Here is a 21572-nt window from a genome sequence, read left to right as displayed (position 1 = left end):
AAGAATGACGGGTAAATTTTTACAGGAAAAAACCAGTGCTAGATAGAATAAAAGTTTGTTTTACCGAAAGTATTCAAACTCAAATTGCAGCCGCTGAGGCGCTGCCCGATGCGATTTCTAGAGCCGCTATGATGATGGTTCAGTCTTTGCTTAATGGCAACAAAATTTTATGTTGTGGCAATGGCGCATCTGCTGCTACTGCACAACGTTTTGCTGCGAGTATGATCCACCGATTTGAAACTGAGCGCCCTAGTCTTCCTGCTCTTGCACTGAATACCGATAATGCGGTACTTACCGCAATTTCAGGTAGCAAGCAACCTACTGAAATTTATGCGAAACAAGTGAGAGCATTAGGCCAGCATGGTGATGTTTTAATGGCAATTTCCACCCATGGTAATAGTAGCGATATTATTAAAGCTGTTGAAGCCGCTGTTACACGGGATATGACCATTGTCGCTCTTACTGGCTACGATGGAGGAGAGCTTGCTGGCCTGCTTGGCCCACAAGATGTTGAAATTCGTATTCCTTCTCAGCGCAGTGTTCGAATTCAAGAAGTTCATCTTCTTACTGTAAATTGTCTATGTGATCTTATAGATAATACCCTTTTCCCTCATCAGGATGATTAAGGAGACAAAATGCGATTAATACCCATTTTTGCCATAGTAATCAGTACGATTCTTTTACAAGGCTGTATTGGTGCTGCAGTTGTTGGCTCTGCCGCTGTTGCCACGAAAAGTGCTTCTGACCCACGGACCGTTGGCCAGCAAGTTGATGATGGCACATTAGAAGCTCGAGTGAGCGGGCAGCTCAATAAAGATAAAGAAATTACGGGTAAGGCACGAATTATTGCCACTGCATATAAAGGTAATGTGCTATTAACTGGGCAAAGTCCTGACATGTCATGGGCTGAACGCGCCAAACAAATCGCCTCGAATGTTGATGGCACCGTATCCGTTTATAATGAAGTGCGTAACGGTGAACCTGTCGATTTAGGTACTGCTTCCAAAGATACTTGGTTAACCACTAAAGTTAAATCAAAAATCTTAGCGAGTGACAGCGTTAAATCGGGTAGTGTAAAAGTGATTACTGAGAATGGTGAGGTTTTTTTACTTGGCGTATTAACAAGGCAAGAGGGTGATGCTGCAGCTAAAATCGCCAGTGAAACTGATGGTGTTCGTCGAGTGACGACGGCTTTCACTTATCTCAATTAATCATAAACAATAATATATCCGAATAAGAATAAGAGCCATTAGTGAAAAACTATGGCTTTTTTCTTATTCAGACAAAATATCATTTACTTTCAGAAAATTCTTACCGCCCAAAAGGTGCATTTGGTTCAATATCCACGCCTGCCGTCTCAACACATAAGAAGATGGTGATTTCGCACTATATCGGTGTGGATTAGGAAGAACTGCTGCTAAAAGTGCAGCCTCACTCATGGAAAGCTGACTAGCAGGCTTATTAAAGAATTTATTTGAGGCTTCTTCAACACCAAAAACCCCATCACCAAACTCAGCAATATTAAGATAAATGGTCAGTATTCTCTGCTTAGACCACATAAGCTCCATTATTGGTGTCATCACTGTTTCTAGGCCTTTTCTAACCCAGCTTCTACCATCCCATAACCATAAGTTTTTAACGGTCTGCTGGGATATTGTTGAGGCACCTCTAATTGATTGTTTATTGTTCACATTATGTTTATAAGCACGTTCTATTGCATCAAGATCAAAACCCCAATGATGTGGAAAATTTTGATCTTCAGATGCGATAACCGCTAAATAAATATACGGAGAGATCTGTTTTTCACTGACCCAAGTAGAGCTAGATACATAAGAAAAATTTAAGTTTAACCATGCACTAATTTGGCGTTCAAACATAACCGCTGAGAATGGCACGGGCACATATTTAAAGACAATGACAGTACAAAACCACACCAGAAGTAATGAAATTGTGATCTTCTTTAACCCGCGCCATAATCGAGAAACAATAGTTAGCATTCAAATAATCACGCCATTTCCAATACTTTCTTAACGAGTTTATTAATCCCTGTATTTGCTTCAGAAATTGATTGTGCCAGCATATAAGCAGGGGTTGTTATAACTCGGTTAACTTCATCAACAACAATGTCATCTACTGAACATTTGATGTGTTCTCCTCCCATATTTTCTATTTGAGCAATCGTTTTGCTGTCATCACCAATAGTTAATTTCACTGATGTATTTAACATTTTCGGAAGCATAACAGGTGCAATACACATCAGCCCTAGAGGCTTTTTTTGTTGGTGCATTTGGCGAACTAAACTTAATAGTTCTTTATTAATCTCACAGTCACTTCCTTTAACTGCAAAATCACATAAATTTTTTGCCGCACCAAACCCACCAGGAATAATGAGCGCATCCAGCTTAGAGGCATCCGCAGAGGACAAAGGGGATATTTTACCACGTGTAATACGGGCCGATTCCTCTAGTTGATTACGTTTTTCTGTTTTTTCTTTTCCATTTATATGATTTATAACAGTCGGTTGTAATTCATCAGGTGCAAAAAAATGAACTTCAGCATTATTTTGACTCAATGCTAACATTGTTAATACTGACTCATGAACCTCACTTCCATCAAATACACCACAGCCACTTAAAATAACCGCAATTGATTTCATATCTTGCTCCATTTGTAGTAAATTATCTCTCAAGCGATAAGGCAGGCAAACATCAATCTTCATCACAGATTTTAATGAATCTTGTAACAGATTCGCTAAATTTTGGTATCTTGATGTTATTGCTTACCGCGATTAACCTAATTTAACGATTTGCCTAGAATGAAAACCACATGCAAATCAACGATTTCCCTGGTGTTGGCGCAGTATTCGCGCACCCCAACTTCGGTTGGGGTTATTTTTTTGTGCGCACATCAACCCAGTTTCTTAAAGTTTCTATATCGTCTTTCCAATCCTGTTTTAATTCATCAACCCATTCTTGTACATTATCCCACCAAGCTGGTAAATCAGGAGATTGGATTTGCTGAGCTATTTTCTGTAAATTCCTTAAGCCCACAGAACCCGCTGCACCTTTAATCTTATGAGCCTCTTCCACGATACCCTTTTGATCTTTTGCAACCATATTAGAATCGAGAATTGCTAAGTAGCCTGGAAGCATTTTTTCAAATACGTCTAGCCCATCATAAATTAATTTAGGGCCAACCAATTCAATATATTGCTCCAACATTTCACAATCTAACCTTGATTCATCAACCGTTGATTTAGGGATATCGCTTTGAACCTCGTCTTCAGAGTGAGCGGCTTGCTCGCCCCAAAACTGCTCAATAACTTGAGTCAGCGCTGGAACAGATAATGGTTTGCTTAAAACGCCATCCATACCTGCATCAAAGTACTCTTTTTTATCTTTAAGCACATTTGCGGTCAGTGCGATGAGTGGAGGTAAATCCTCCTTGTCATATTGCTGTTTCAGTTGCCTTGAAATATCCAACCCTGTCATATCTGGTAGCTGAATATCTAATAAGACTAAATCGTACTCACCAGGTGCGAACATGGATAACGCATCTTTGCCTGTCATTGCGACATCAACTGTATTCCCTAAATTTTCTAATACAGAGCACGCCACAACAACGTTTAGCTCAATATCTTCCACTAATAAAATATGCAAAGCAGGTAATGGGTAATCATCATCATTTTCTTCAAATTCCACAACTTCATCGTCAACAACAGGCGCAGAAATAGATAACGTAAATGTAGAACCTTCGCCTATTTGACTTTCAACTTGGATGTCTCCCCCCATATTTTGTGCTAGCCGGCGAGATACAGAAAGTCCAATCCCCGTTCCCGTTGCAGGCTTACCACCCGCAGAATCTGTTACTTGGTAGTACATTGCAAAAATTTTATCTAGCTCATCTTTGGGGATACCAATTCCGCTGTCTTGTACCCTAAAAAACAACTTATTTTCAGACTCTTGCCAGATGCTGAGTTTGACTTCCCCTTGTTGTGTAAATTTGACTGCATTACCAATTAAGTTCCATAATATTTGGCGCAAGCGCGTCCCGTCAGTTAGTACTTTTTTCGGCAATGCGGGGGCGACATCCATGACAAATTTAAGCCCTTTTGGCTGAACTAATAAGCCACTTAAATTTTCGAGATCATTCACAAACTCAGATAATGTGATTGGCTGGTTATCCAACTGAACTTTACGGCGCTCGATCTTATCCATCTCAATGACATCGTTGAAAATATTTCCTAATGTCACTGCACTGACATGAATCGTTTTTAAATAGCTAGATTGTTCCGAAGTTAACTCAGTGTCTAACAATATTCGGCTCAAGCCAACAATGCCGTTAAGGGGAGTACGAAGCTCGTGGCTGATTGTTGAGATAAATGTGGTCTTCTCCCTACTTGCGCTCTCTAATGCCTCTTGGTAACGTTTACGCTCTGTTATATCGCGACCAAAACCCATGAGGCCATGACGTTTGCCAACTCGGTCATAAAATGGCACTTTTCGTAGCTCAAAACAGGCTTTTCTACCGTCTGGGTAAACCAACCATTGCTCATAGGTTAGAGAAACATTATGGCGAAAAACTTTTTCATCGGTTTCCATCACTTTAGAAGCGATTTCCACATCATAAATATCTAGAGGGGTTAGCCCAACTAAGTGTTTTTCACTTTTCCCAGTCAGAAGTTCCATTGCCCTATTACAACCCGAAAATTCGTTATTTTCATTACGGTAATAAACTAAGTCAGGGGAGGCATCAAGGAATGAGCGTAACAATACCGATTGCTGCTCAAGTTCAATTTGAGTTTGCTCACGGTATTTCATTTCTTGCTTAAGTTGTTCAAGTAATTCTAAATGTGCACGTTCCGCTTTTTCACGCTCAAGTATTTCGAGGTTGAGCTGCTCTATATTTCCTTGTAATTGCGTGTTTAATTCAGCGTCACGCTTGCGCATTACCTCAAGCTTATCCACCATACGCGATAATCGTTGGCGTGACTCTTCCAGTTGTTCCACCACAACAGACAGGAAGTAAACCGCAAGTGGAGTGATAATAAGCCCAAAGAAAATAGACCCGACCATATCTAAACTATCTACATGCCCGCGCAAGAAGATAGCGACCGCCATTTGCATTATCATGGCGAGTACAACAAGTGCGGATGCGAGTAATAGTGAAAATCGCACCAATCCAAGTTTCATCATCAAATCGACATAGTATTGCGCAAGGCCGCGAAGTACTTTCATAACCACCCCTTAGTAAAATTCTCTTTGAATCATATATCAAACAGGGCAGATTCGGATGTTTATTAATACAAAATGTCGATCCTGCTCATTCAATAGCCATTTTTTATCATTAATGATAAATAACAATCAGGTATTTTCTTTGTTTTAGCTCGAGTAAAAATGTATCTCGGGTTACTTTTCATCATAATCGTTTGAAAAATAGATCAATCGTGCGACTTATACTGACTTTTGTCGTGCTAAGCTTTAGGTTTCAAAGCGCACTGTATGATGTAAAATCAGACTAAGTTCAGTAAGGACTACCATGAACGCCAAAATTATCGGTCTCCCGCGAAATGAACCGCAAAAAAAAGCAGTCAATATTCGAAAAATAGATTTCGTCGAAATTTATGAGCCTGATGATGTCAACAATACGCAGCAACAGGCAAGTCGTTGTCTCTCCTGCGGTAGTCCGTTCTGTGAATGGAAATGTCCTTTGCATAATGCCATCCCTAAATGGCTAAAATTAGCAGAGGAGGGTCGTATTATTGAAGCCGCTGAATTATCTCATCATACCAATAGCTTACCTGAAATCTGTGGCCGCATTTGTCCACAGGATAAACTGTGTGAAATGGCCTGTGTATTGAACGATACCTTTGGCGCTGTCACCATTGGACACATAGAACGTTATATCAATGACACAGCATTCTCTCTAGGTTGGCGGCCTGATCTTTCCCATGTCACGCCAGTGAATTTCCGTGTTGCTATTGTTGGTGCAGGCCCTGCTGGCCTTGCGTGTGCAGATGTTTTAGCGCGTAATGGTGTACAAGTGACTGTATTTGATAGACACCCCGAAATTGGTGGTTTATTAACCTTTGGGATACCCGCATTTAAATTAGAAAAACAGGTCATGATACAACGACGCGACATTTTCACTAAAATGGGAATTCAATTTCAACTTAACATCGATATCGGCAAGGATATACATCTCAATACGCTTGAGACGGATTATGACGCGATTTTCCTCGGAACAGGTACATACAGTGCAATTAAAGGTGAACTGCTCAGGAATGACGCTCAGGGCTGTTATGATGCCCTACCTTATTTAATTGCTAACACACGTCATTTGATGCAACTCCCACCTTTACCTCTTGAACCTTATATCGATTTACAGGGAAAAAATGTGGTTGTGCTCGGCGGAGGTGATACTGCAATTGACTGTGTGCGAACAGCGATTCGCCAAGGTGCTTCGCAGGTGGCCTGTATATATCGGCGTGACAAACAAAGTATGCCTGCTTCACTAAAAGAGATAAATTATGCAATTGAAGAAGGGGCTGAATTTTATTTTCATTTACAAGCCACTGAGATTCTTTTGAATGAGGCTCAAAAAGTCCGCGGAATTTCTGTCGTCCGCACCCAAAATGGTGAACTCAAAGAGGGACGAAACGCCGTAGAGCCTATCAAAAATTCAGATTTTACAATTGAAGCGGATGCCGTCATTGTTGCTTTCGGTTTTCGCCCGCACAAACAACCTTGGGTTGAAGATAGTCTTGTACAATTTGACTCGCAGGGGCATATTTGTGTAAATCGCAATAGCCCGTTTCCTTTCAAAACTTCCCATGAAAAAATATTTGCTGGGGGGGATGCCGTTCGAGGTTCAGACCTGGTTGTCAATGCAATTGCCGATGGACGCAGTGCCGCCGAGGGTATTTTACTTTTTTTAGGGGTATAGAAGAACATAAAAAAACAGAGGAAAATCCCTCTGTTTTCTATCAACATGAAGTGAATTTGCTACTTAACCACTCTTAACGCAGGTCTGCCTTTTGGTGGTCTTGGTGGCTCATCATCCGAAGGTTCTTCAGCGCTATGCTCAACTAATGTGCTATCTTGAACTAATGAAATCCCTTCTTCTTGCGAATCATCTACGTCTTCAAAATCAGAAGATATTTGTGCATCATAGGCTGCTTCAGGTTCAAACATCATCCCTGCACCATTCTCACGCGCATACACAGCCATAATTGCGGCCATTGGGACATACACTTGACGAGGAACTCCACCAAAACGTGCATTAAAACGCACTTCGTCATTGGTAATTTCAAAGTTACCCACAGCACGTGGTGCAACATTCAATACAATTTGCCCATCCCGAGCAAATTCCATTGGAACGTTAACAGTAGGAACAGTGACATCAACCACCAAATGCGGGGTCATATCGTTATCGAGTAGCCACTCATAGTGGGCACGTAACAGATAAGGGCGACGTGGTGACATTGCTGTCATTTCCATCATACTTTTAGCCTCTTGCTGACAGACGCATTTCGCGTTCTAATTCCGTCAAAGATGCTAAGAATGCATCACGCTCAAATACACGTTGCATGTACATCTGTAAATGTTTGCTATTAGCAGGTTTCAATTCAATACCCAGTACAGGTAAACGCCATAACAGCGGCGCTAAGTAGCAATCAACCAAGCTAAATTCATCACTCATAAAGAATGGCATTTCAGCAAAAACAGGCGAAACGGCAATTAACTCTTCCGTTAGTTGACGACGGGCGCTATCCGCTTCCTGAGCACTGCCTTTTTCTACTTTGTGCATCAGAGAATACCAGTCTTTTTCAATGCGATGCATTAATTGACGGCTAGTTCCACGCGCGACAGGGTAAACAGGCATTAATGGGGGATGAGGAAAACGCTCATCAAGATATTCCATGATAATCAGCGGATCATATAAAGTCAGCTCACGATCAACGAGTGTCGGAACGCTTTGGTACGGGTTGAGATCAATGAGATCTTGAGGCGGATGACCAGGTTCAACATGTTCAATTTCGACGCTAACCCCTTTTTCTGCCAGGACGATACGTACCTGATGGCTAAAAATGTCAGTTGGGCCTGAGAACAATGTCATTACCGAACGTTTGTTAGGAGCGACAGCCATTAAAACCTCCAAATTACAAAAATGGACGAAATGTAATTAATTTTTAATTACCCGTTACCCATTTTAAAATCCCCTGTGTCCTACTTTCATTTATCCATACTGAAAGTCAACACAACCCTCCCGCACAGAAAGGCGAGAAATGATGAAATAAAAAAACAGGGGCATATTCTAACAGATTTTGTACAGCTTAGGGGGGAGTGATAGGAAAAATCATAGGTTTATTTCATTGAAGAAGAACAATTACACAAAAATCAAAATAAAAAACGAAACTAACCAAAATTAAAAAACAATAAACCTTAAAGTTAACTCCATGGTTATCTAAATAATATGATAAAAAAAACAATTTTTATTACCAAAGAGTGATTATTTTAAATTTTAGACTAATTCGTTGTCTTTTTCTGCTAATTATATTTAATTCTTTTTTAAATTATCTTTAAACGTCAGTTTATTAATTTTTAGGCAATAAAAAACCCGCCATAAAGACGGGTTTTTTCATCAATTTTATGCCCACAGGGCAATAAATTAACGTTTGGAGAACTGTGGACGACGACGAGCTTTACGCAGACCCACTTTCTTACGTTCAACAGAACGCGCATCACGGGTAACGAAACCAGCTTTACGCAGATCAGAACGAAGAGTCTCATCATAAGCCATCAGTGCACGAGTAATACCGTGACGGATTGCGCCTGCTTGACCTGAAATACCACCACCTTTAACAGTGATGTACAGATCCAGTTTTTCCAACATTTCAACCAATTCTAACGGCTGACGAACGACCATGCGCGCAGTTTCGCGACCAAAGTACTGTTCCAGCGTACGCTGATTGATTGTGATGTTACCGCTACCCGGCTTAATAAAGACACGAGCAGATGAGCTTTTGCGGCGACCAGTGCCGTAGTATTGATTTTCAGCCATTGCTATAATCCCGATTAAATGTCAAGAACTTGCGGTTGTTGAGCCGCGTGGTTGTGCTCATTACCTGCGTAAACTTTCAGTTTACGGTACATTGCACGACCCAGAGGTCCTTTTGGCAACATGCCTTTAACCGCGATTTCAAGCACACGCTCAGGACTGCGAGCAATCATTTCTTCGAAAGTTGCTTGCTTGATTCCACCTACATGGCCAGTGTGGCGATAGTAGATTTTGTCTTCGCGTTTTTTGCCGGTAACAGCAATTTTTTCTGCATTCAGAACGATGATGTAATCACCAGTATCCACGTGCGGAGTGTATTCCGCTTTATGCTTACCGCGCAGACGGCTAGCAATTTCTGTTGCAAGACGGCCTAAAGTTTTGCCATCTGCATCAACAACGTACCAGTCGCGTTTTACGGTCTCTGGTTTAGCTGTAAAAGTTTTCATTAAAACTTACCCAATATTGAAGTTACACGTTGGTGAACACTCATGTTCATAAGCTTTCTGAGGTTCACACGACTCTTTGTCCAGTAAACCTACCCCTTCGAGCAGCCTAACTGGCATTATGCGTTATTTTTTGGGAAATAAAAAATAGCGCTGTAACGTGGGGTCGCAAGATTATAGAGAAGTCAGAAACAAAAATCGACCCCAAATGCATTTTTTTTACGTTTGTGTGAATATCAAACGCCATTTGTACTTAATTTAAACGTTTTAGCTCATTTTTGCGCTGAAACTCGCATGCAAGCAAAAAAACTTAAGCCAAATGTGGAATTTTTAAGTATTCTTCGCTTTGCATTTCTTGTAAGCGAGATAAACAGCGTTGGTATTCAAAGGCTAAAAGTTGCCCTTGATATAATGATTCCATCGGGACTTCTGCATTAATCACCAATTTCACTTTACGCTCATAAAACTCATCCACCAGCGCAAGAAAACGCCGTGCAGGATTTTCATCTCTCGACCCCATAGAAGGGACATCGTACAATAAAACCGTGTGGTAACAGTTTGATAAGTAAATATAGTCATTTTGACTACGCGGCTCTTCACATAGCACTTTAAACTCTACGGCTAAAACGCCTTCCGCTGAGCGAAGCACTTGCATTTTCCGATGGTTGACCTCTAAAACTGGGTTTAACTTACCTTCCTTACCCGCCAATTTGACAAAAATCTCATCCAAGTGCTGGCGATTTTGTGCATTTATCGGAGATAAAAAGAGGTGAGCTTGCGTCAAAGTCCGTAAGCGGTAGTCAATCCCTGCATCAACATTCATTACATCACAATATTTTTTGATTTGTTCGATAGCAGGTAAAAACCGTGCCCTCTGTAAGCCATTGCGATATAAATTGTCAGGAATGATATTTGACGTGGCAACCAGCGTGATCCCGCGGGCAAACAAACCTTCTAGCAGTGTTCCCAGTATCATCGCGTCAGTAATATCAGAGACAAAAAACTCATCAAAACACAGCACATCAGTTTGCTTTTTAAATTCATCCGCAATGATATCTAGCGGGTTCTCCTGCCCTTGTAAAGCCATCAAATCTTCCTGCACTTTCTTCATAAAACGATGGAAATGCAACCGAAGTTTACGATCACCAGGTAAGCTTTCATAAAACATGTCCATAAGCCATGTTTTACCGCGACCTACCCCGCCCCACATATATAAGCCTTGAACAGGCTCTATTGATTTATTGGCCGCGTTTTTCCCTAATAATCGGCTAAAAAAACCGTTATTCTTTCTATTTGGCACAGCTAAAACAACTTGAGTCAGTTGCTGATAAATTTTATCTAAACGTTCTACGGCAAGCTTTTGCACGTCATCTGGCTGATAATTGCCATCCGCTAGCGCTTGTTGATAACGCATTGTAGGGGTCATCGGTGACATTAACTGAATAATCCTTAAAAAATTTTCGGTTTTTTTACCGTTATTTGATATACACTGCCTTTATTATAACCAGATTCAGTTACCATTTAACTTTCGGTTAACGAATCACCATAGAGTAAGGAAATTCACCTTAAGATTCTACTCTTAAAAAAGCGGTTAATTGTTTTACAATTACTCGATTCAAGCGCTGTGGGTTTTATCATCACTTAACGGCCAAATTACAATATGTTGAGATGCTTTACTTGACGTCTACATGCAACTTGAATTATTTAAGGTATAGTAACGGTAACGACGCTTAATTTCTGCGAACATTGAAGTAATGAAGGAGTCAGCATGACCTGGGAGTATGCATTAATCGGATTGATTGTTGGTTTTATCATCGGTGCATTAGTTGTCCGCTATGGTAATCCAAAACTTCGCCAACAAAAAACAGCGCAAGCTGAGCTAGACAAAAAAAGTACTGAACTGGAAGAGTACCGTAAAGAATTAGTCAGCCACTTTGCTCGTAGCGCAGAATTATTGGATAAAATGGCGCGTGATTACCGTCAGCTTTACCAACATATGGCACAAAGTTCATCTGAATTAATGCCAGATATGCCAGCACAAGATAACCCGTTTAACTATCGTTTAACGGAATCTGAAGCCGATAACGATCAAGCGCCAGTAAAAATGCCACCAAGAGATTATTCGGATAGCGCATCAGGCTTATTTCGACCTATCGAAGAGAAAGAAAAATAGTTTCTAATTGTATATCACCAGTAAGTCTCACTTGCTGGTGATTTCTTGTTGTATTAACTAAAACCCCCCATTCAACTCGCATCATCTGCTGTGAAATAATCATTTAATAATCTTGAACAATATTTACATCTAAATTTAATTAGACAATTTATTTAACTACCGTATAGAAGTTAAAGTCTTACTTAAATTACATGTAAATAGATGTAAAAGAGTGGTTAATTGCTATCCGTAAGTGGAACTTTTGCGCATAATCTGTGGTCATAGTCATCAGTAAAATTGAATCTTATACCAACCAAATAGAAACGCATTGTGCTTGCCTAATAAAAGGCTCCACAGTGAATTGAACCTTTATTCTTGAGAGAATTAACTGAATTATGAAAAGAAAAAACTTTTTTCTTACCGCTGTAGCAATGAGTTTAGGCTTATCACTGGCCACTATCCCAACGATAAGTAGCGCGGCGCTACCTGCAACATTACCAGCAACAGCGCAAAGCCAAAACATGCCAAGCCTTGCACCTATGCTTGAAAAAGTTCTGCCTGCGGTGGTGAATATTCATGTGTCAGGAACACGTGTACAAAATCAACAAATTCCAGAAGAGCTGAAATTCTTCTTTGGCCCAAATGCACCTTCACAACAACAAAGCGTGCGTCCTTTTGAAGGCCTCGGTTCGGGCGTGATTATTGATGCGCAACAAGGCTATATTTTAACTAACAACCATGTCATTGATGGTGCAGATAAAATTCAAATTCAACTCAATGACGGCCGTGAAATCGCTGTAAAGCTGATTGGTAAAGATCCACAAACAGATATTGCATTGCTTAAAATCTCTAACGATAAAGATATCAAAAACTTAACTGCAGTTAATATCGCAGACTCTGATAAGTTACGAGTTGGTGATTTTGCTGTCGCGGTTGGTAACCCATTCGGGTTGGGGCAAACGGCAACGTCAGGTATTATCTCAGCATTAGGCCGTAGTGGCTTAAATCTTGAAGGCTTAGAGAACTTTATTCAAACCGATGCCTCTATCAACCGGGGTAACTCTGGTGGTGCTTTAGTCAACTTAAATGGTGAGCTGATTGGTATCAATACCGCTATTTTAGCGCCAGGTGGTGGTAATATCGGCATTGGTTTTGCTATTCCAAGTAATATGGCAAAAAATCTCAGTGAGCAGCTGATTAAACATGGTGAAGTTAAGCGCGGTATCCTCGGTATTAAAGGGACTGAGATGAATTCTGATATCGCAAAAGCCTTTAATATTGATGCTCAACGTGGTGCATTCGTCAGTGAAGTTCTACCGAAATCCTCTGCTGCAAAAGCGGGTATTAAGTCTGGGGACGTATTAGTCTCTGTTGATGGCAAACGCATCAATAGCTTCGCAGAATTAAGAGCCAAAATCGGCACTAGCCAAATCGGTAAAGAAATTACTATCGGCCTGATCCGCTCGGGTAAACCGATGGACGTGAAAGTCGTCCTTGAAAATGATGAAGGTTCAGCAACAAGAGCTGAAAAATTAACTGAGTCATTATTAGGTGCAACTATTTCTAATGCAACCATTAGCAATACACGTGGTGTTCAAGTCGATAGCGTCGCGCCTAAGTCTCCAGCTGCCGCAATTGGTTTAGTCAAAGGGGACTTAATCTTTGGCGTCAATGACCAACGAGTTGAAACTATTGATCAATTCCGTAAAATTATCGATGGCAAACCACCCGTGTTGGCAATGAAAGTATTACGTGACGGCGAAACCTTATATTTATTAATGCGTAATTAATTGATAAAAATCGGTCTTAAAGTCAATAAAACAGGCTCAGTATCACTCTACTGTGCCTGTTTTTTTATGTTATGCTCAGTACATGTTTAAGAAATAACTGAATCTCCAATATTTTATGGTAAAGAAGCTTACTATTTCTGTCATGCTAGGCCTATTAGCTGCATTGATTATCATCATTGCGGTACCTTCATTGCGTCCGCAAGGTTTAGCTGATTTACTGTATGGCAAAACGGATAGTGAGCCTGTTAGTTATAACAAAGCTGTACGCCGTGCAGCCCCTGCCGTGGTTTATGTCTACAGTAGCTCCAAAGGTAGCTTCTCCCAGTCTGGTCGTGAACTTAAATCGTTAGGCTCTGGTGTCATTATGAGCCCGAATGGCTATATCATTACTAACAAGCATGTTGTTGATAACCCAGACCAAATTTTAGTCGCACTGCAAGATGGCGCAATTTTTGATGCATTACTGGTAGGCTCTGATACGCTCACCGATCTTGCGGTATTAAAAATTGATGCCGATAACCTCCCAGTGATCCCAATTAATACTCAACGTGTCACCCATGTGGGGGATGTCGTCTTAGCCATTGGCAATCCGTACAATATTGGTCAAACTGTGACTCAAGGTATTATCAGTGCGACAGGTCGTGTTGGCTTAAGCTCCACTCGTCGGCAAAATTTCTTACAAACAGATGCTTCGATTAACTCAGGTAACTCAGGTGGAGCACTGATTAATACCGAAGGTGAGTTAGTGGGAATTAACACTCTGTCCTTTACCGCGGGGCAAGGCATTACCTCTGAAGGCCTCAGTTTTGCTATCCCAACCGCGCTTGCAACAAAAATTATGGATAAGCTGATCCGTGATGGCCGCGTGATCCGTGGTTATATTGGTATTACTGCACGTGAACTACCGCAAATAAGGTCAAACAACAATAATATCAATCAGATACAAGGACTGCGTATTTTCCAAGTTGCCCCAAATGGCCCAGCCGCTAAGTCGGGTATTATGCAAGGGGATATTATTTTATCTGTTGATGGAAAACCTGCAGTTTCTGCCGCTGAAACGATGGACTTAGTTGCAGAAATTCGCCCTGGCAGTAAAGTGTCGGTGCAAATATTACGCGATGGTGAAATGAAAACGATCGATGTGATTATAGAAGAAAATCCTGAAGGGCAAGCAGGATGATGCTACCAAATGAATTTTAATATAAAAATGCCGTTCAATTCAGTTTGAACGGCATTTTTGTTTCAATTCAATAAACGAGAAAACTAGTCGTCTGAATGAACACGCTGAATATCTGCCCCTAAGCCACGCAGTTTATCTTCAATATGTTCATAACCGCGGTCAATGTGGTAAATACGGTCAACCGTTGTAGTGCCTTCCGCAATACAGCCAGCAATCACTAGACTTGCAGATGCGCGTAAATCTGTTGCCATCACTTGTGCACTAGTTAATTTCTCAACTCCATGACATAGCACTGTATTACTTTCAATTTCTGCATGAGCCCCCATACGGATAAGCTCAGGGATGTGCATAAATCGGTTTTCGAAAATCGTTTCAGTGATAAGCCCTGCACCTTCAGCCACTAGGTTAAGTAAGCTAAATTGTGCTTGCATGTCCGTTGGGAACCCTGGGTGTGGTGCAGTACGAATAGTGACCGCTTTAGGGCGCTTACCTTCCATATCTAGGCTAATCCAGTCATCACCTATTTCAATCGTTGCACCCGCTTCACGCAGTTTTGCTAATACCGCATCTAGGGTGTCTGGACGTGCATTGCGGCAAATGACTTTACCACGAGAAACAGCAGCTGCGATTAAGAATGTGCCTGTTTCAATACGGTCTGGCAGAACTTGGTATGTCCCACCGCCTAAACGTTCCACCCCTTCAATCACAATACGGTCAGTTCCTGCACCTGTAATTTTTGCACCAAGAGTGTTTAAGAAGTTGGCAGTATCTTCAATTTCAGGCTCACGCGCAGCATTTTCAATGACGGTAGTGCCTTCAGCTAATGTGGCTGCGGTCATAATTGAAACAGTTGCTCCAACACTGACTTTATCCATCACGATGCATGCCCCTTTCAGGCGGCCATCGACGGTAGCTTTCACATAACCATCTTCCAAAACAATATTTGCACCTAACTGTTCTAAACCAGAAATATGTAGATCAACAGGACGAGCACCAATAGCACAACCACCTGGCAGAGAAACTTCACCATGACCAAAACGTGCCACTAAAGGTGCCAGCGCCCAGATAGAAGCACGCATAGTTTTCACGAGGTCATAAGGCGCGCAGTAAGTGCTTACTGTGCTCGCATCAACAAATACAGAACCATTGCGTTTCACTTTCGTACCAAGCTGGTTCAATAATTTGATGGTGGTGTCGATATCCCTCAAATGAGGAACATTCTGTATTTCTACTGGCTCTTCAGCCAATAGAGCAGCGAACAGGATTGGCAGCGCAGCGTTTTTCGCGCCAGAAATAGTAACCTCACCCGATAAACGGGTTGGTCCTTTAACTAAAAACTTATCCATTCAAGTATTCTCGTATGTCGAATTGTACAGGCTGTTCGCTTAGGCTTTGAAATCAAAGGCCACTAAGTTTACGATCGCGCTCCCATTGCGCAGGGGTGTACGCTTTAATTGATAGAGCATGGATGCGGTTATCCGCAATATATTCCATCAATGGCGCATAAATTGCTTGCTGTTGCTTAACACGGCTCATACCGTCAAACATGTCACCGACAGCGATAACCTGAAAGTGGCTACCATCACCCGTAACAATAGCCTCATCCAGAGACAACTTTTCCATCAATACTTGTTTTATTTCGTTGGTTTCCATAGTGACTCTATTATGATTATTTGTGGTTTTTAATTTTACTCTGGCTAATTCTAGTTGAATGTGCCCAATTAGTCACAACTCGAATTAAAAGAGCATAAACGCCTATCCTAAAGGATTACGCCTAACACTTAAACCAAAGAAAACGCCTCTTACGCACAAATGCACGTAGAGGCGCTTATTTTTACATAACTTGACTAAATTTAAGACTCATCGCCTTAATCTAGAATGATGCTTTTCACCCCATATAACTCAATAAGTGTATTCAAGTTATCACTGGCCCCAATAATATTCAGAGGCTGTTTTTTGGCTTGAAACTCACCTTTTAAGCGAACTAACATAGCCAGCCCCGTTGAATCTACATGGGTTAAGCCAGAAACATCTATTTTCTCAATATGTTCCAGCAGTGGGGACTTTTTGTCCCAAAACGACATCAATGAGTCACGGTCTAATGACCCCGTCAGATACAACGTTGATTGCGTTTTCTCCCATGCCAATACCTGGCTCATATTAGTTTTTCTCTTCTAACGTAATTGGGGCTTTTGCACTGATTTCTAACTGTTTTGTTAAGCCATCAATACCTTGCTTACGTAAAATATCCCCCCACTCATTTTGCTTGGTGGTGATCATGCTTACGCCTTCAGCAATCATGTCATATGCCTGCCAGTAACCTGTTTTACTGTTTTTACGCCATTGGAAGTCTAAGCGTACTGGTGGGCGGCCATTGGTATCAGTTATCGTTACGCGAATGGCAACAATGTTTTTATCACCAATGGGTTGTTCTGGTGCAATTTGGTAAGTTTGACCATGGTACATCGCCAATGCTTGGCCATAAACCTGCTCAAGGTAATCTTCAAATGCCGCAAAGTAGGCATCACGTTGTGCGGGTGTTGCGCCTTTATAGTAAGTACCTAAAACGAGTGCACCTGCATATTTAATTTGCACATAAGGCAGTAATTCTTCACGGACAATCGTTCTTAGATATTCAGGATCTTGTTTGATTTTCGGCTGTTCAGATTTCAACCGAGTAAAAGTTTTTGCTGCCGCCTCATCCATTAATTTATACGGATTAGTTTGGTCTACTGCCATCGCAAATGGCGCAATAGCCAACATGGCAACCATCATTAAACGTTTAAACATAATTCATTCCTTTAACTATTTTGAGGGAACTTCACATTACTTAGATGCAGGCTCTGCACCTTGGCTATCGCCACTCTTATACAAGAACTGCCCGATTAAATCTTCTAACACCATAGCGGGTTTAGTATCCTCAAGGCGTCCGCCATCTTTCAAAATCGCAATCCCTAACTCCTCATCATCAGGGCCAATATTCATGGCAATATACTGTTCACCCAGTAAACCTGATGTACGAATGGATAAAGAACTTGAATCTGGAATATTGTCATATTCACTTAATAAGTCGATTTTCACTTCAGGTACATAGTTCTTTTTATCGAGAGTGATACTGGCAACACGGCCGACAACCACACCACCGACTTTGATCGGAGAACCTTCTTTCAAGCCACCAATATTTTCAAAAGACGCTGAAATTTGATAGGTAGATTGGCTACCAATTGATTTCAAATCGGCGACTTTTAAACACAAAAAGATAATTGCGGCAATCGCCAACAACATAAAACAGCCAACCCATATTTCACTTTTTTTACTTTGCATGACTTAGTTCCCAAACATCAGTGCGGTAAGTACGAAATCCAGTCCTAAAACAGACAATGACGCGTGAACAACGGTTCTCGTTGTTGCTTGGCTGATCCCTTCCGAGGTTGGAATTGCATCATAGCCATTAAACAGTGCGATCCACGTCACCGTAAAAGCAAACACTAAACTTTTGATAACACAGTTAACCAGATCTAATCGCCAGTCGATAGAAGATTGCATTGATGCCCAGAAAAAGCCTTCATCAATCCCCTTCCAATCCACACCGACTAATGCGCCACCTAAAATCCCGACAGCCACAAAAATCAGTGATAACAAAGGCATACTAATAAAACCCGCCCAAAAGCGTGGCGCAATAACCCGTCTTAATGGGTCAACTGCCATCATTTCTAAGCTCGAAATCTGTTCCGTAGCTTTCATTAAGCCAATTTCGGCGGTCAACGCCGAACCTGCACGCCCTGCAAATAACAAGGCCGTCACAACAGGGCCAAGCTCTCTTAATAAAGAAAGCGCCACCATCATGCCAAGGCTAGCTTCTGCACTGAATGTGGTGAGGACAAGATAACCTTGTAGCCCCAGTACCATGCCAATAAATAAGCCCGATACGGCCACAATCAATAAAGACTGTACGCCCACAGCATACAATTGCTTCATCAGAAGTGGCCACTGCTTGCCAAATTCAGGTTTCCCCAATAAGGCACGAAACAGCATATATCCAGCTCGACCAAAGGCAGAAAAAATATCAATCCACCGACGTCCGAAGGCTGCTATCGCCTTTATTATCATCTTATTTTACCCTAATAAATCGGCCAGATAATCATTGGCAGGAAAACGGAACGGCACGGGACCATCAGCGATACCATCAAGAAATTGGCGCACTCTAGGGTCTTGATTATCACGCAGCTCTTCACCCGTTCCCTGAGCAATAACATGCTGCTGGGCAACAATATACGCATTATCTGCAATGCTCAATACCTCTGGCACATCGTGAGAAACCACCACACACGTTACGCCAAGCGCTTGATTCAGTTCATCAATTAATTTAACTAAGACCCCCATAGTAATTGGGTCTTGCCCCACAAAGGGTTCATCAAACATGATCAAATCAGGGTCAAGGGCAATGGCACGTGCGAGTGCAGCACGGCGAGCCATCCCACCCGAAAGCTCTGATGGCATCAATTTTGCGGCGCCGCGTAACCCAACCGCCTCTAATTTCATCATCACTGTCGTGTGAATTAAAGACTCTGGCAAGTTTGTGTGTTCTCGCAGCGGAAATGCCACGTTATTGAACACATCCATATCGGTGAACAGCGCTCCTGATTGGAACAGCATGCTCATTTTTTTACGTGATTGATATAACTTGGAACGTGATAGCGACGGAATATTGTCACCATCAAACCAAATTTCCCCCTCACTTGGCCGTAATTGCCCACCAATCAAGCGCAGCAATGTGGTTTTACCAATCCCAGATGGCCCCATTATTGCCGTAATTTTACCACGAGGGACAGTCAGGTTAATATTTTCAAATATTTTCCGATTGCCTCGAGTAAAGGACATGTTCCGTACTTCAATTAAGTTGTCTGTCTGTGATTGCATTATTAAATAACTCGTTATACATCATGCCTGAGTATGCATTTATCCGTTCAGATATTACCGAAAGATAAACTGAAAATCGTCAAATATCACAACAAAGTGGAATTTATAGTATCATAGCGTCAAAAAGGTAACTGTTAATATTGTAGCTGTTTTTTATCTCTAAAAAGCGGCTAACTCCCTATGGAATTTACCTATAGTTAGGTAACTCTTTCATTAATAAAAGCAGATAGCTCTTAGAGTGTTGCAATTTACTAGCATGAGAATACGTGAATTAGCGAATACATTTTTGGTTTAGGGTGCTAATGACAGCGTATTTCATCTACCTTAAACATAAACAAAATAGCGATTAGGTGCAAAACTATCATTAAGAATAGCTTAACAGACAAAATACTTACTGATACTAAGTATTCGTTATACAATTTGATTTCGCTAATCCGATTAACTTAAAAGCTACGCATGGAACTAGAAATGTCAAACTTCGATTTTCAGAAAGTAGGTAAAGAAGTTCTCCATATCGAACACGACGGCTTAAAAAACCTCGAACAATATATTAATCATGATTTTGACTGTGCTTGCCAACTGATTTTCGGCTGTAAAGGCAAAGTTGTCGTTATGGGTATGGGAAAGTCGGGGCACATTGGCAGGAAGATTGCCGCAACATTAGCTAGTACTGGGACACCTTCGTTTTTTGTTCATCCTGGTGAGGCTAGCCATGGCGATCTTGGCATGATCACTAGTAAAGATGTGGTGTTAGCCATTTCAAATTCAGGGGAATCAGGGGAAATTTTAGCGTTACTACCTGTTTTAAAACGTATTAAGGTTCCCTTAATCTGTATGACTAACAACCCTGATAGTAATATGGGGAAATATGCAGATGTGCACCTGTGTATTAAAGTACCACAGGAAGCCTGCCCATTAGGGCTCGCGCCAACGACCAGTACAACCGCAACCTTAGTCATGGGTGATGCCTTAGCTATCGCATTATTGACTGCCCGTGGGTTTACAGCGGATGATTTCGCACTTTCTCACCCAGGCGGCGCACTCGGGCGCAAACTTTTACTCTTAGTTCGTGATTTAATGAATACGGGTGAAGATATCCCCCATATCCCTAAAAGCGCGTCTTTGCGGGAAGCTTTAGTCGAGATAACCCGTAAAAAACTGGGTATGACGGTTATCTGTGATGACGATATGAATATTGAGGGCATTTTTACAGATGGTGACTTGCGCCGTATCTTTGATATGGGAATTGACCTAAATAACGCGAAAATTGCAGATCTCATGACGCCAGGTGGCATTCGGGTTTCGCCCAATATGCTCGCGGTTGAAGCGCTTAATTTAATGCAATCAAAACACGTGACCTCATTATTAGTCGCACAAGACAACAAATTAGTCGGTGTTTTACACATGCACGATCTGCTCCAAGCAGGTGTTGTATAATATAAGGAAATACCATGAGTTCTCAAAACGTGGATACTTGCTACGGCCCTGTGGCAACATCCGTTATCGAAAAAGCCGCTAAAATTAAGCTGCTAATTTGTGATGTTGACGGTGTGATGTCCGATGGCTTGGTATATATGGGCAATAGTGGTGAAGAGCTCAAAGCTTTTAATGTACGTGATGGCTATGGCATTCGTTGTCTATTAACGTCCAATATTGACGTCGCCATTATTACAGGCAGAAAAGCGAAACTCCTTGAAGATAGAGCAAAAACTTTAGGCATTACACATCTTTACCAAGGCCAAAGCGATAAGCTTTTGGCGTATCGCGAACTGTTGGATACACTACAGCTAGCAGAAGACGAAGTAGCTTATATTGGCGACGACCTTATCGATTGGCCAGTAATGGCTCGAGTTGGGCTATCTGTTGCTGTTGCGGATGCACATCCACTGCTATTACCAAAAGCGAACTACATAACACGCATCGCTGGTGGAAAGGGTGCAGTACGTGAACTTTGTGACCTGATCCTTCTTTCCCAAGGTAAATTGGAAGAAGCAAAAGGCTTATCGATATAACGAATAGATTGAATT

At 41.5% G+C, this 21572-nt stretch carries 23 protein-coding genes; 8 read left to right on the top strand and 15 right to left on the bottom strand.

Annotated elements, in window-relative coordinates; genetic code table 11:
- The first annotated feature begins 35 nt into the window (after nt 1–35).
- Nucleotides 36–626 (top strand): DnaA initiator-associating protein DiaA, encoded by a 591-nt coding sequence (gene diaA / locus AABS66_RS07895; RefSeq protein WP_004925390.1) that lies wholly within the window; start codon nt 36–38, stop codon nt 624–626.
- A gap of 9 nt (nt 627–635) precedes the next feature.
- Nucleotides 636–1211 carry a division/outer membrane stress-associated lipid-binding lipoprotein gene (gene dolP / locus AABS66_RS07890; protein ID WP_206083570.1) on the top strand — a complete coding sequence of 192 codons (576 nt, stop codon included), beginning with the start codon at nt 636–638 and terminating at the stop codon, nt 1209–1211.
- 63 nt (nt 1212–1274) lie between these two features.
- Here dolP and mtgA read toward each other — a convergent pair whose 3' ends face one another.
- The 3 genes from mtgA to arcB form a co-directional block, all read right to left on the bottom strand.
- Entirely contained in the window at nt 1275–1997 is a 723-nt protein-coding gene (mtgA, locus tag AABS66_RS07885) for a monofunctional biosynthetic peptidoglycan transglycosylase (RefSeq protein WP_206083569.1), read from the bottom strand.
- An 8-nt stretch (nt 1998–2005) separates the two neighbouring features.
- Entirely contained in the window at nt 2006–2656 is a 651-nt protein-coding gene (elbB, locus tag AABS66_RS07880; protein ID WP_206083568.1) for an isoprenoid biosynthesis glyoxalase ElbB, read from the bottom strand.
- Nucleotides 2657–2888: 232 nt separating this feature from the next.
- Nucleotides 2889–5237 (bottom strand): aerobic respiration two-component sensor histidine kinase ArcB, encoded by a 2349-nt coding sequence (gene arcB, locus AABS66_RS07875; RefSeq protein ID WP_206083567.1) that lies wholly within the window; start codon nt 5235–5237, stop codon nt 2889–2891.
- 301 nt (nt 5238–5538) lie between these two features.
- On the opposite strand from arcB, the gene AABS66_RS07870 reads away from it, so the two are divergent.
- Nucleotides 5539–6945, top strand: coding sequence for an FAD-dependent oxidoreductase (locus AABS66_RS07870; RefSeq protein WP_206083566.1), 1407 nt, complete (start codon nt 5539–5541; stop codon nt 6943–6945).
- Between the two features lie 59 nt (nt 6946–7004).
- Here AABS66_RS07870 and sspB read toward each other — a convergent pair whose 3' ends face one another.
- The 5 genes from sspB to zapE all read right to left on the bottom strand — a co-directional run bounded on the left by sspB (nt 7005) and on the right by zapE (nt 10938).
- Nucleotides 7005–7484, bottom strand: a complete 480-nt coding sequence (gene sspB, locus AABS66_RS07865) for a ClpXP protease specificity-enhancing factor (RefSeq protein ID WP_430224749.1) — start codon at nt 7482–7484, stop codon at nt 7005–7007.
- A 22-nt stretch (nt 7485–7506) separates the two neighbouring features.
- The gene (gene sspA / locus AABS66_RS07860) at nt 7507–8148 is read right to left on the bottom strand and encodes a stringent starvation protein SspA (RefSeq protein ID WP_206083565.1); all 642 of its coding nucleotides are present in this window, start codon (nt 8146–8148) and stop codon (nt 7507–7509) included.
- A gap of 522 nt (nt 8149–8670) precedes the next feature.
- A complete protein-coding gene (gene rpsI, locus AABS66_RS07855; RefSeq protein ID WP_004258235.1) occupies nt 8671–9063 on the bottom strand; it encodes a 30S ribosomal protein S9 in 393 nt (130 codons plus the stop codon).
- 14 nt (nt 9064–9077) lie between these two features.
- The gene (gene rplM, locus AABS66_RS07850; protein ID WP_006814213.1) at nt 9078–9506 is read right to left on the bottom strand and encodes a 50S ribosomal protein L13; all 429 of its coding nucleotides are present in this window, start codon (nt 9504–9506) and stop codon (nt 9078–9080) included.
- A 307-nt stretch (nt 9507–9813) separates the two neighbouring features.
- A complete protein-coding gene (gene zapE / locus AABS66_RS07845) occupies nt 9814–10938 on the bottom strand; it encodes a cell division protein ZapE (RefSeq protein ID WP_206083564.1) in 1125 nt (374 codons plus the stop codon).
- A 333-nt stretch (nt 10939–11271) separates the two neighbouring features.
- On the opposite strand from zapE, the gene zapG reads away from it, so the two are divergent.
- The 3 genes from zapG (at nt 11272) to degS (ending at nt 14625) form a co-directional block, all read left to right on the top strand.
- Nucleotides 11272–11676, top strand: coding sequence for a Z-ring associated protein ZapG (gene zapG / locus AABS66_RS07840; RefSeq protein ID WP_206083563.1), 405 nt, complete (start codon nt 11272–11274; stop codon nt 11674–11676).
- A 374-nt stretch (nt 11677–12050) separates the two neighbouring features.
- Nucleotides 12051–13445 (top strand): Do family serine endopeptidase, encoded by a 1395-nt coding sequence (locus AABS66_RS07835; protein WP_206083562.1) that lies wholly within the window; start codon nt 12051–12053, stop codon nt 13443–13445.
- Between the two features lie 115 nt (nt 13446–13560).
- A complete protein-coding gene (degS, locus tag AABS66_RS07830) occupies nt 13561–14625 on the top strand; it encodes an outer membrane-stress sensor serine endopeptidase DegS (protein ID WP_206083561.1) in 1065 nt (354 codons plus the stop codon).
- An 83-nt stretch (nt 14626–14708) separates the two neighbouring features.
- Here degS and murA read toward each other — a convergent pair whose 3' ends face one another.
- The 7 genes from murA to mlaF form a co-directional block, all read right to left on the bottom strand.
- Nucleotides 14709–15971 (bottom strand): UDP-N-acetylglucosamine 1-carboxyvinyltransferase, encoded by a 1263-nt coding sequence (murA, locus tag AABS66_RS07825; RefSeq protein WP_206083560.1) that lies wholly within the window; start codon nt 15969–15971, stop codon nt 14709–14711.
- A gap of 52 nt (nt 15972–16023) precedes the next feature.
- Nucleotides 16024–16278: a BolA family protein gene (ibaG, locus tag AABS66_RS07820; RefSeq protein ID WP_206083559.1), complete on the bottom strand. Its 255-nt coding sequence runs from the start codon at nt 16276–16278 to the stop codon at nt 16024–16026.
- 215 nt (nt 16279–16493) lie between these two features.
- Nucleotides 16494–16784 (bottom strand): lipid asymmetry maintenance protein MlaB, encoded by a 291-nt coding sequence (gene mlaB, locus AABS66_RS07815; RefSeq protein WP_206083558.1) that lies wholly within the window; start codon nt 16782–16784, stop codon nt 16494–16496.
- A 1-nt stretch (nt 16785) separates the two neighbouring features.
- Nucleotides 16786–17415: a phospholipid-binding protein MlaC gene (mlaC, locus tag AABS66_RS07810; RefSeq protein WP_206083557.1), complete on the bottom strand. Its 630-nt coding sequence runs from the start codon at nt 17413–17415 to the stop codon at nt 16786–16788.
- Between the two features lie 36 nt (nt 17416–17451).
- Nucleotides 17452–17949, bottom strand: coding sequence for an outer membrane lipid asymmetry maintenance protein MlaD (gene mlaD, locus AABS66_RS07805; protein ID WP_206083556.1), 498 nt, complete (start codon nt 17947–17949; stop codon nt 17452–17454).
- A gap of 3 nt (nt 17950–17952) precedes the next feature.
- The gene (gene mlaE / locus AABS66_RS07800) at nt 17953–18735 is read right to left on the bottom strand and encodes a lipid asymmetry maintenance ABC transporter permease subunit MlaE (RefSeq protein WP_047756206.1); all 783 of its coding nucleotides are present in this window, start codon (nt 18733–18735) and stop codon (nt 17953–17955) included.
- Between the two features lie 6 nt (nt 18736–18741).
- Nucleotides 18742–19545, bottom strand: a complete 804-nt coding sequence (mlaF, locus tag AABS66_RS07795; protein WP_206083555.1) for a phospholipid ABC transporter ATP-binding protein MlaF — start codon at nt 19543–19545, stop codon at nt 18742–18744.
- Between the two features lie 468 nt (nt 19546–20013).
- Between mlaF and kdsD the strand changes: the two genes are divergently transcribed.
- Nucleotides 20014–20982 (top strand): arabinose-5-phosphate isomerase KdsD, encoded by a 969-nt coding sequence (gene kdsD / locus AABS66_RS07790; protein WP_206083554.1) that lies wholly within the window; start codon nt 20014–20016, stop codon nt 20980–20982.
- A 14-nt stretch (nt 20983–20996) separates the two neighbouring features.
- Complete coding sequence (gene kdsC / locus AABS66_RS07785; protein WP_206083553.1) at nt 20997–21557, top strand: 3-deoxy-manno-octulosonate-8-phosphatase KdsC; 561 nt, start codon at nt 20997–20999, stop codon at nt 21555–21557.
- Nucleotides 21558–21572: the final 15 nt, after the last annotated feature.

The sequence above is a fragment of the Providencia sp. SP181 genome (assembly GCF_050446505.1).
GTDB classification, from domain to species: Bacteria; Pseudomonadota; Gammaproteobacteria; order Enterobacterales; family Enterobacteriaceae; genus Providencia; species Providencia vermicola.
The sequence above is the reverse complement of the archived record's forward strand: the minus strand, read 5'-3'. Positions and strand labels throughout refer to the sequence as shown.

What these genes read in the sequence shown, in the direction of transcription:
- AABS66_RS07870 (WP_206083566.1), top strand. Translation starts at nt 5,539, where the DNA reads ATGAACGCCAAAATTATCGGTCTCCCGCGAAATGAACCGCAAAAAAAA.
- AABS66_RS07835 (WP_206083562.1), top strand. Translation starts at nt 12,051, where the DNA reads ATGAAAAGAAAAAACTTTTTTCTTACCGCTGTAGCAATGAGTTTAGGC.
- murA (WP_206083560.1), bottom strand. Translation starts at nt 15,971, where the DNA reads ATGGATAAGTTTTTAGTTAAAGGACCAACCCGTTTATCGGGTGAGGTT.
- elbB (WP_206083568.1), bottom strand. Translation starts at nt 2,656, where the DNA reads ATGAAATCAATTGCGGTTATTTTAAGTGGCTGTGGTGTATTTGATGGA.
- rpsI (WP_004258235.1), bottom strand. Translation starts at nt 9,063, where the DNA reads ATGGCTGAAAATCAATACTACGGCACTGGTCGCCGCAAAAGCTCATCT.
- zapE (WP_206083564.1), bottom strand. Translation starts at nt 10,938, where the DNA reads ATGTCACCGATGACCCCTACAATGCGTTATCAACAAGCGCTAGCGGAT.
- dolP (WP_206083570.1), top strand. Translation starts at nt 636, where the DNA reads ATGCGATTAATACCCATTTTTGCCATAGTAATCAGTACGATTCTTTTA.
- sspA (WP_206083565.1), bottom strand. Translation starts at nt 8,148, where the DNA reads ATGGCTGTCGCTCCTAACAAACGTTCGGTAATGACATTGTTCTCAGGC.
- sspB (WP_430224749.1), bottom strand. Translation starts at nt 7,484, where the DNA reads ATGTCACCACGTCGCCCTTATCTGTTACGTGCCCACTATGAGTGGCTA.
- mlaF (WP_206083555.1), bottom strand. Translation starts at nt 19,545, where the DNA reads ATGCAATCACAGACAGACAACTTAATTGAAGTACGGAACATGTCCTTT.
- mlaE (WP_047756206.1), bottom strand. Translation starts at nt 18,735, where the DNA reads ATGATAATAAAGGCGATAGCAGCCTTCGGACGTCGGTGGATTGATATT.
- kdsD (WP_206083554.1), top strand. Translation starts at nt 20,014, where the DNA reads ATGTCAAACTTCGATTTTCAGAAAGTAGGTAAAGAAGTTCTCCATATC.
- zapG (WP_206083563.1), top strand. Translation starts at nt 11,272, where the DNA reads ATGACCTGGGAGTATGCATTAATCGGATTGATTGTTGGTTTTATCATC.
- mtgA (WP_206083569.1), bottom strand. Translation starts at nt 1,997, where the DNA reads ATGCTAACTATTGTTTCTCGATTATGGCGCGGGTTAAAGAAGATCACA.
- rplM (WP_006814213.1), bottom strand. Translation starts at nt 9,506, where the DNA reads ATGAAAACTTTTACAGCTAAACCAGAGACCGTAAAACGCGACTGGTAC.
- mlaB (WP_206083558.1), bottom strand. Translation starts at nt 16,784, where the DNA reads ATGAGCCAGGTATTGGCATGGGAGAAAACGCAATCAACGTTGTATCTG.
- mlaD (WP_206083556.1), bottom strand. Translation starts at nt 17,949, where the DNA reads ATGCAAAGTAAAAAAAGTGAAATATGGGTTGGCTGTTTTATGTTGTTG.
- arcB (WP_206083567.1), bottom strand. Translation starts at nt 5,237, where the DNA reads ATGAAAGTACTTCGCGGCCTTGCGCAATACTATGTCGATTTGATGATG.
- ibaG (WP_206083559.1), bottom strand. Translation starts at nt 16,278, where the DNA reads ATGGAAACCAACGAAATAAAACAAGTATTGATGGAAAAGTTGTCTCTG.
- kdsC (WP_206083553.1), top strand. Translation starts at nt 20,997, where the DNA reads ATGAGTTCTCAAAACGTGGATACTTGCTACGGCCCTGTGGCAACATCC.
- degS (WP_206083561.1), top strand. Translation starts at nt 13,561, where the DNA reads ATGGTAAAGAAGCTTACTATTTCTGTCATGCTAGGCCTATTAGCTGCA.
- mlaC (WP_206083557.1), bottom strand. Translation starts at nt 17,415, where the DNA reads ATGTTTAAACGTTTAATGATGGTTGCCATGTTGGCTATTGCGCCATTT.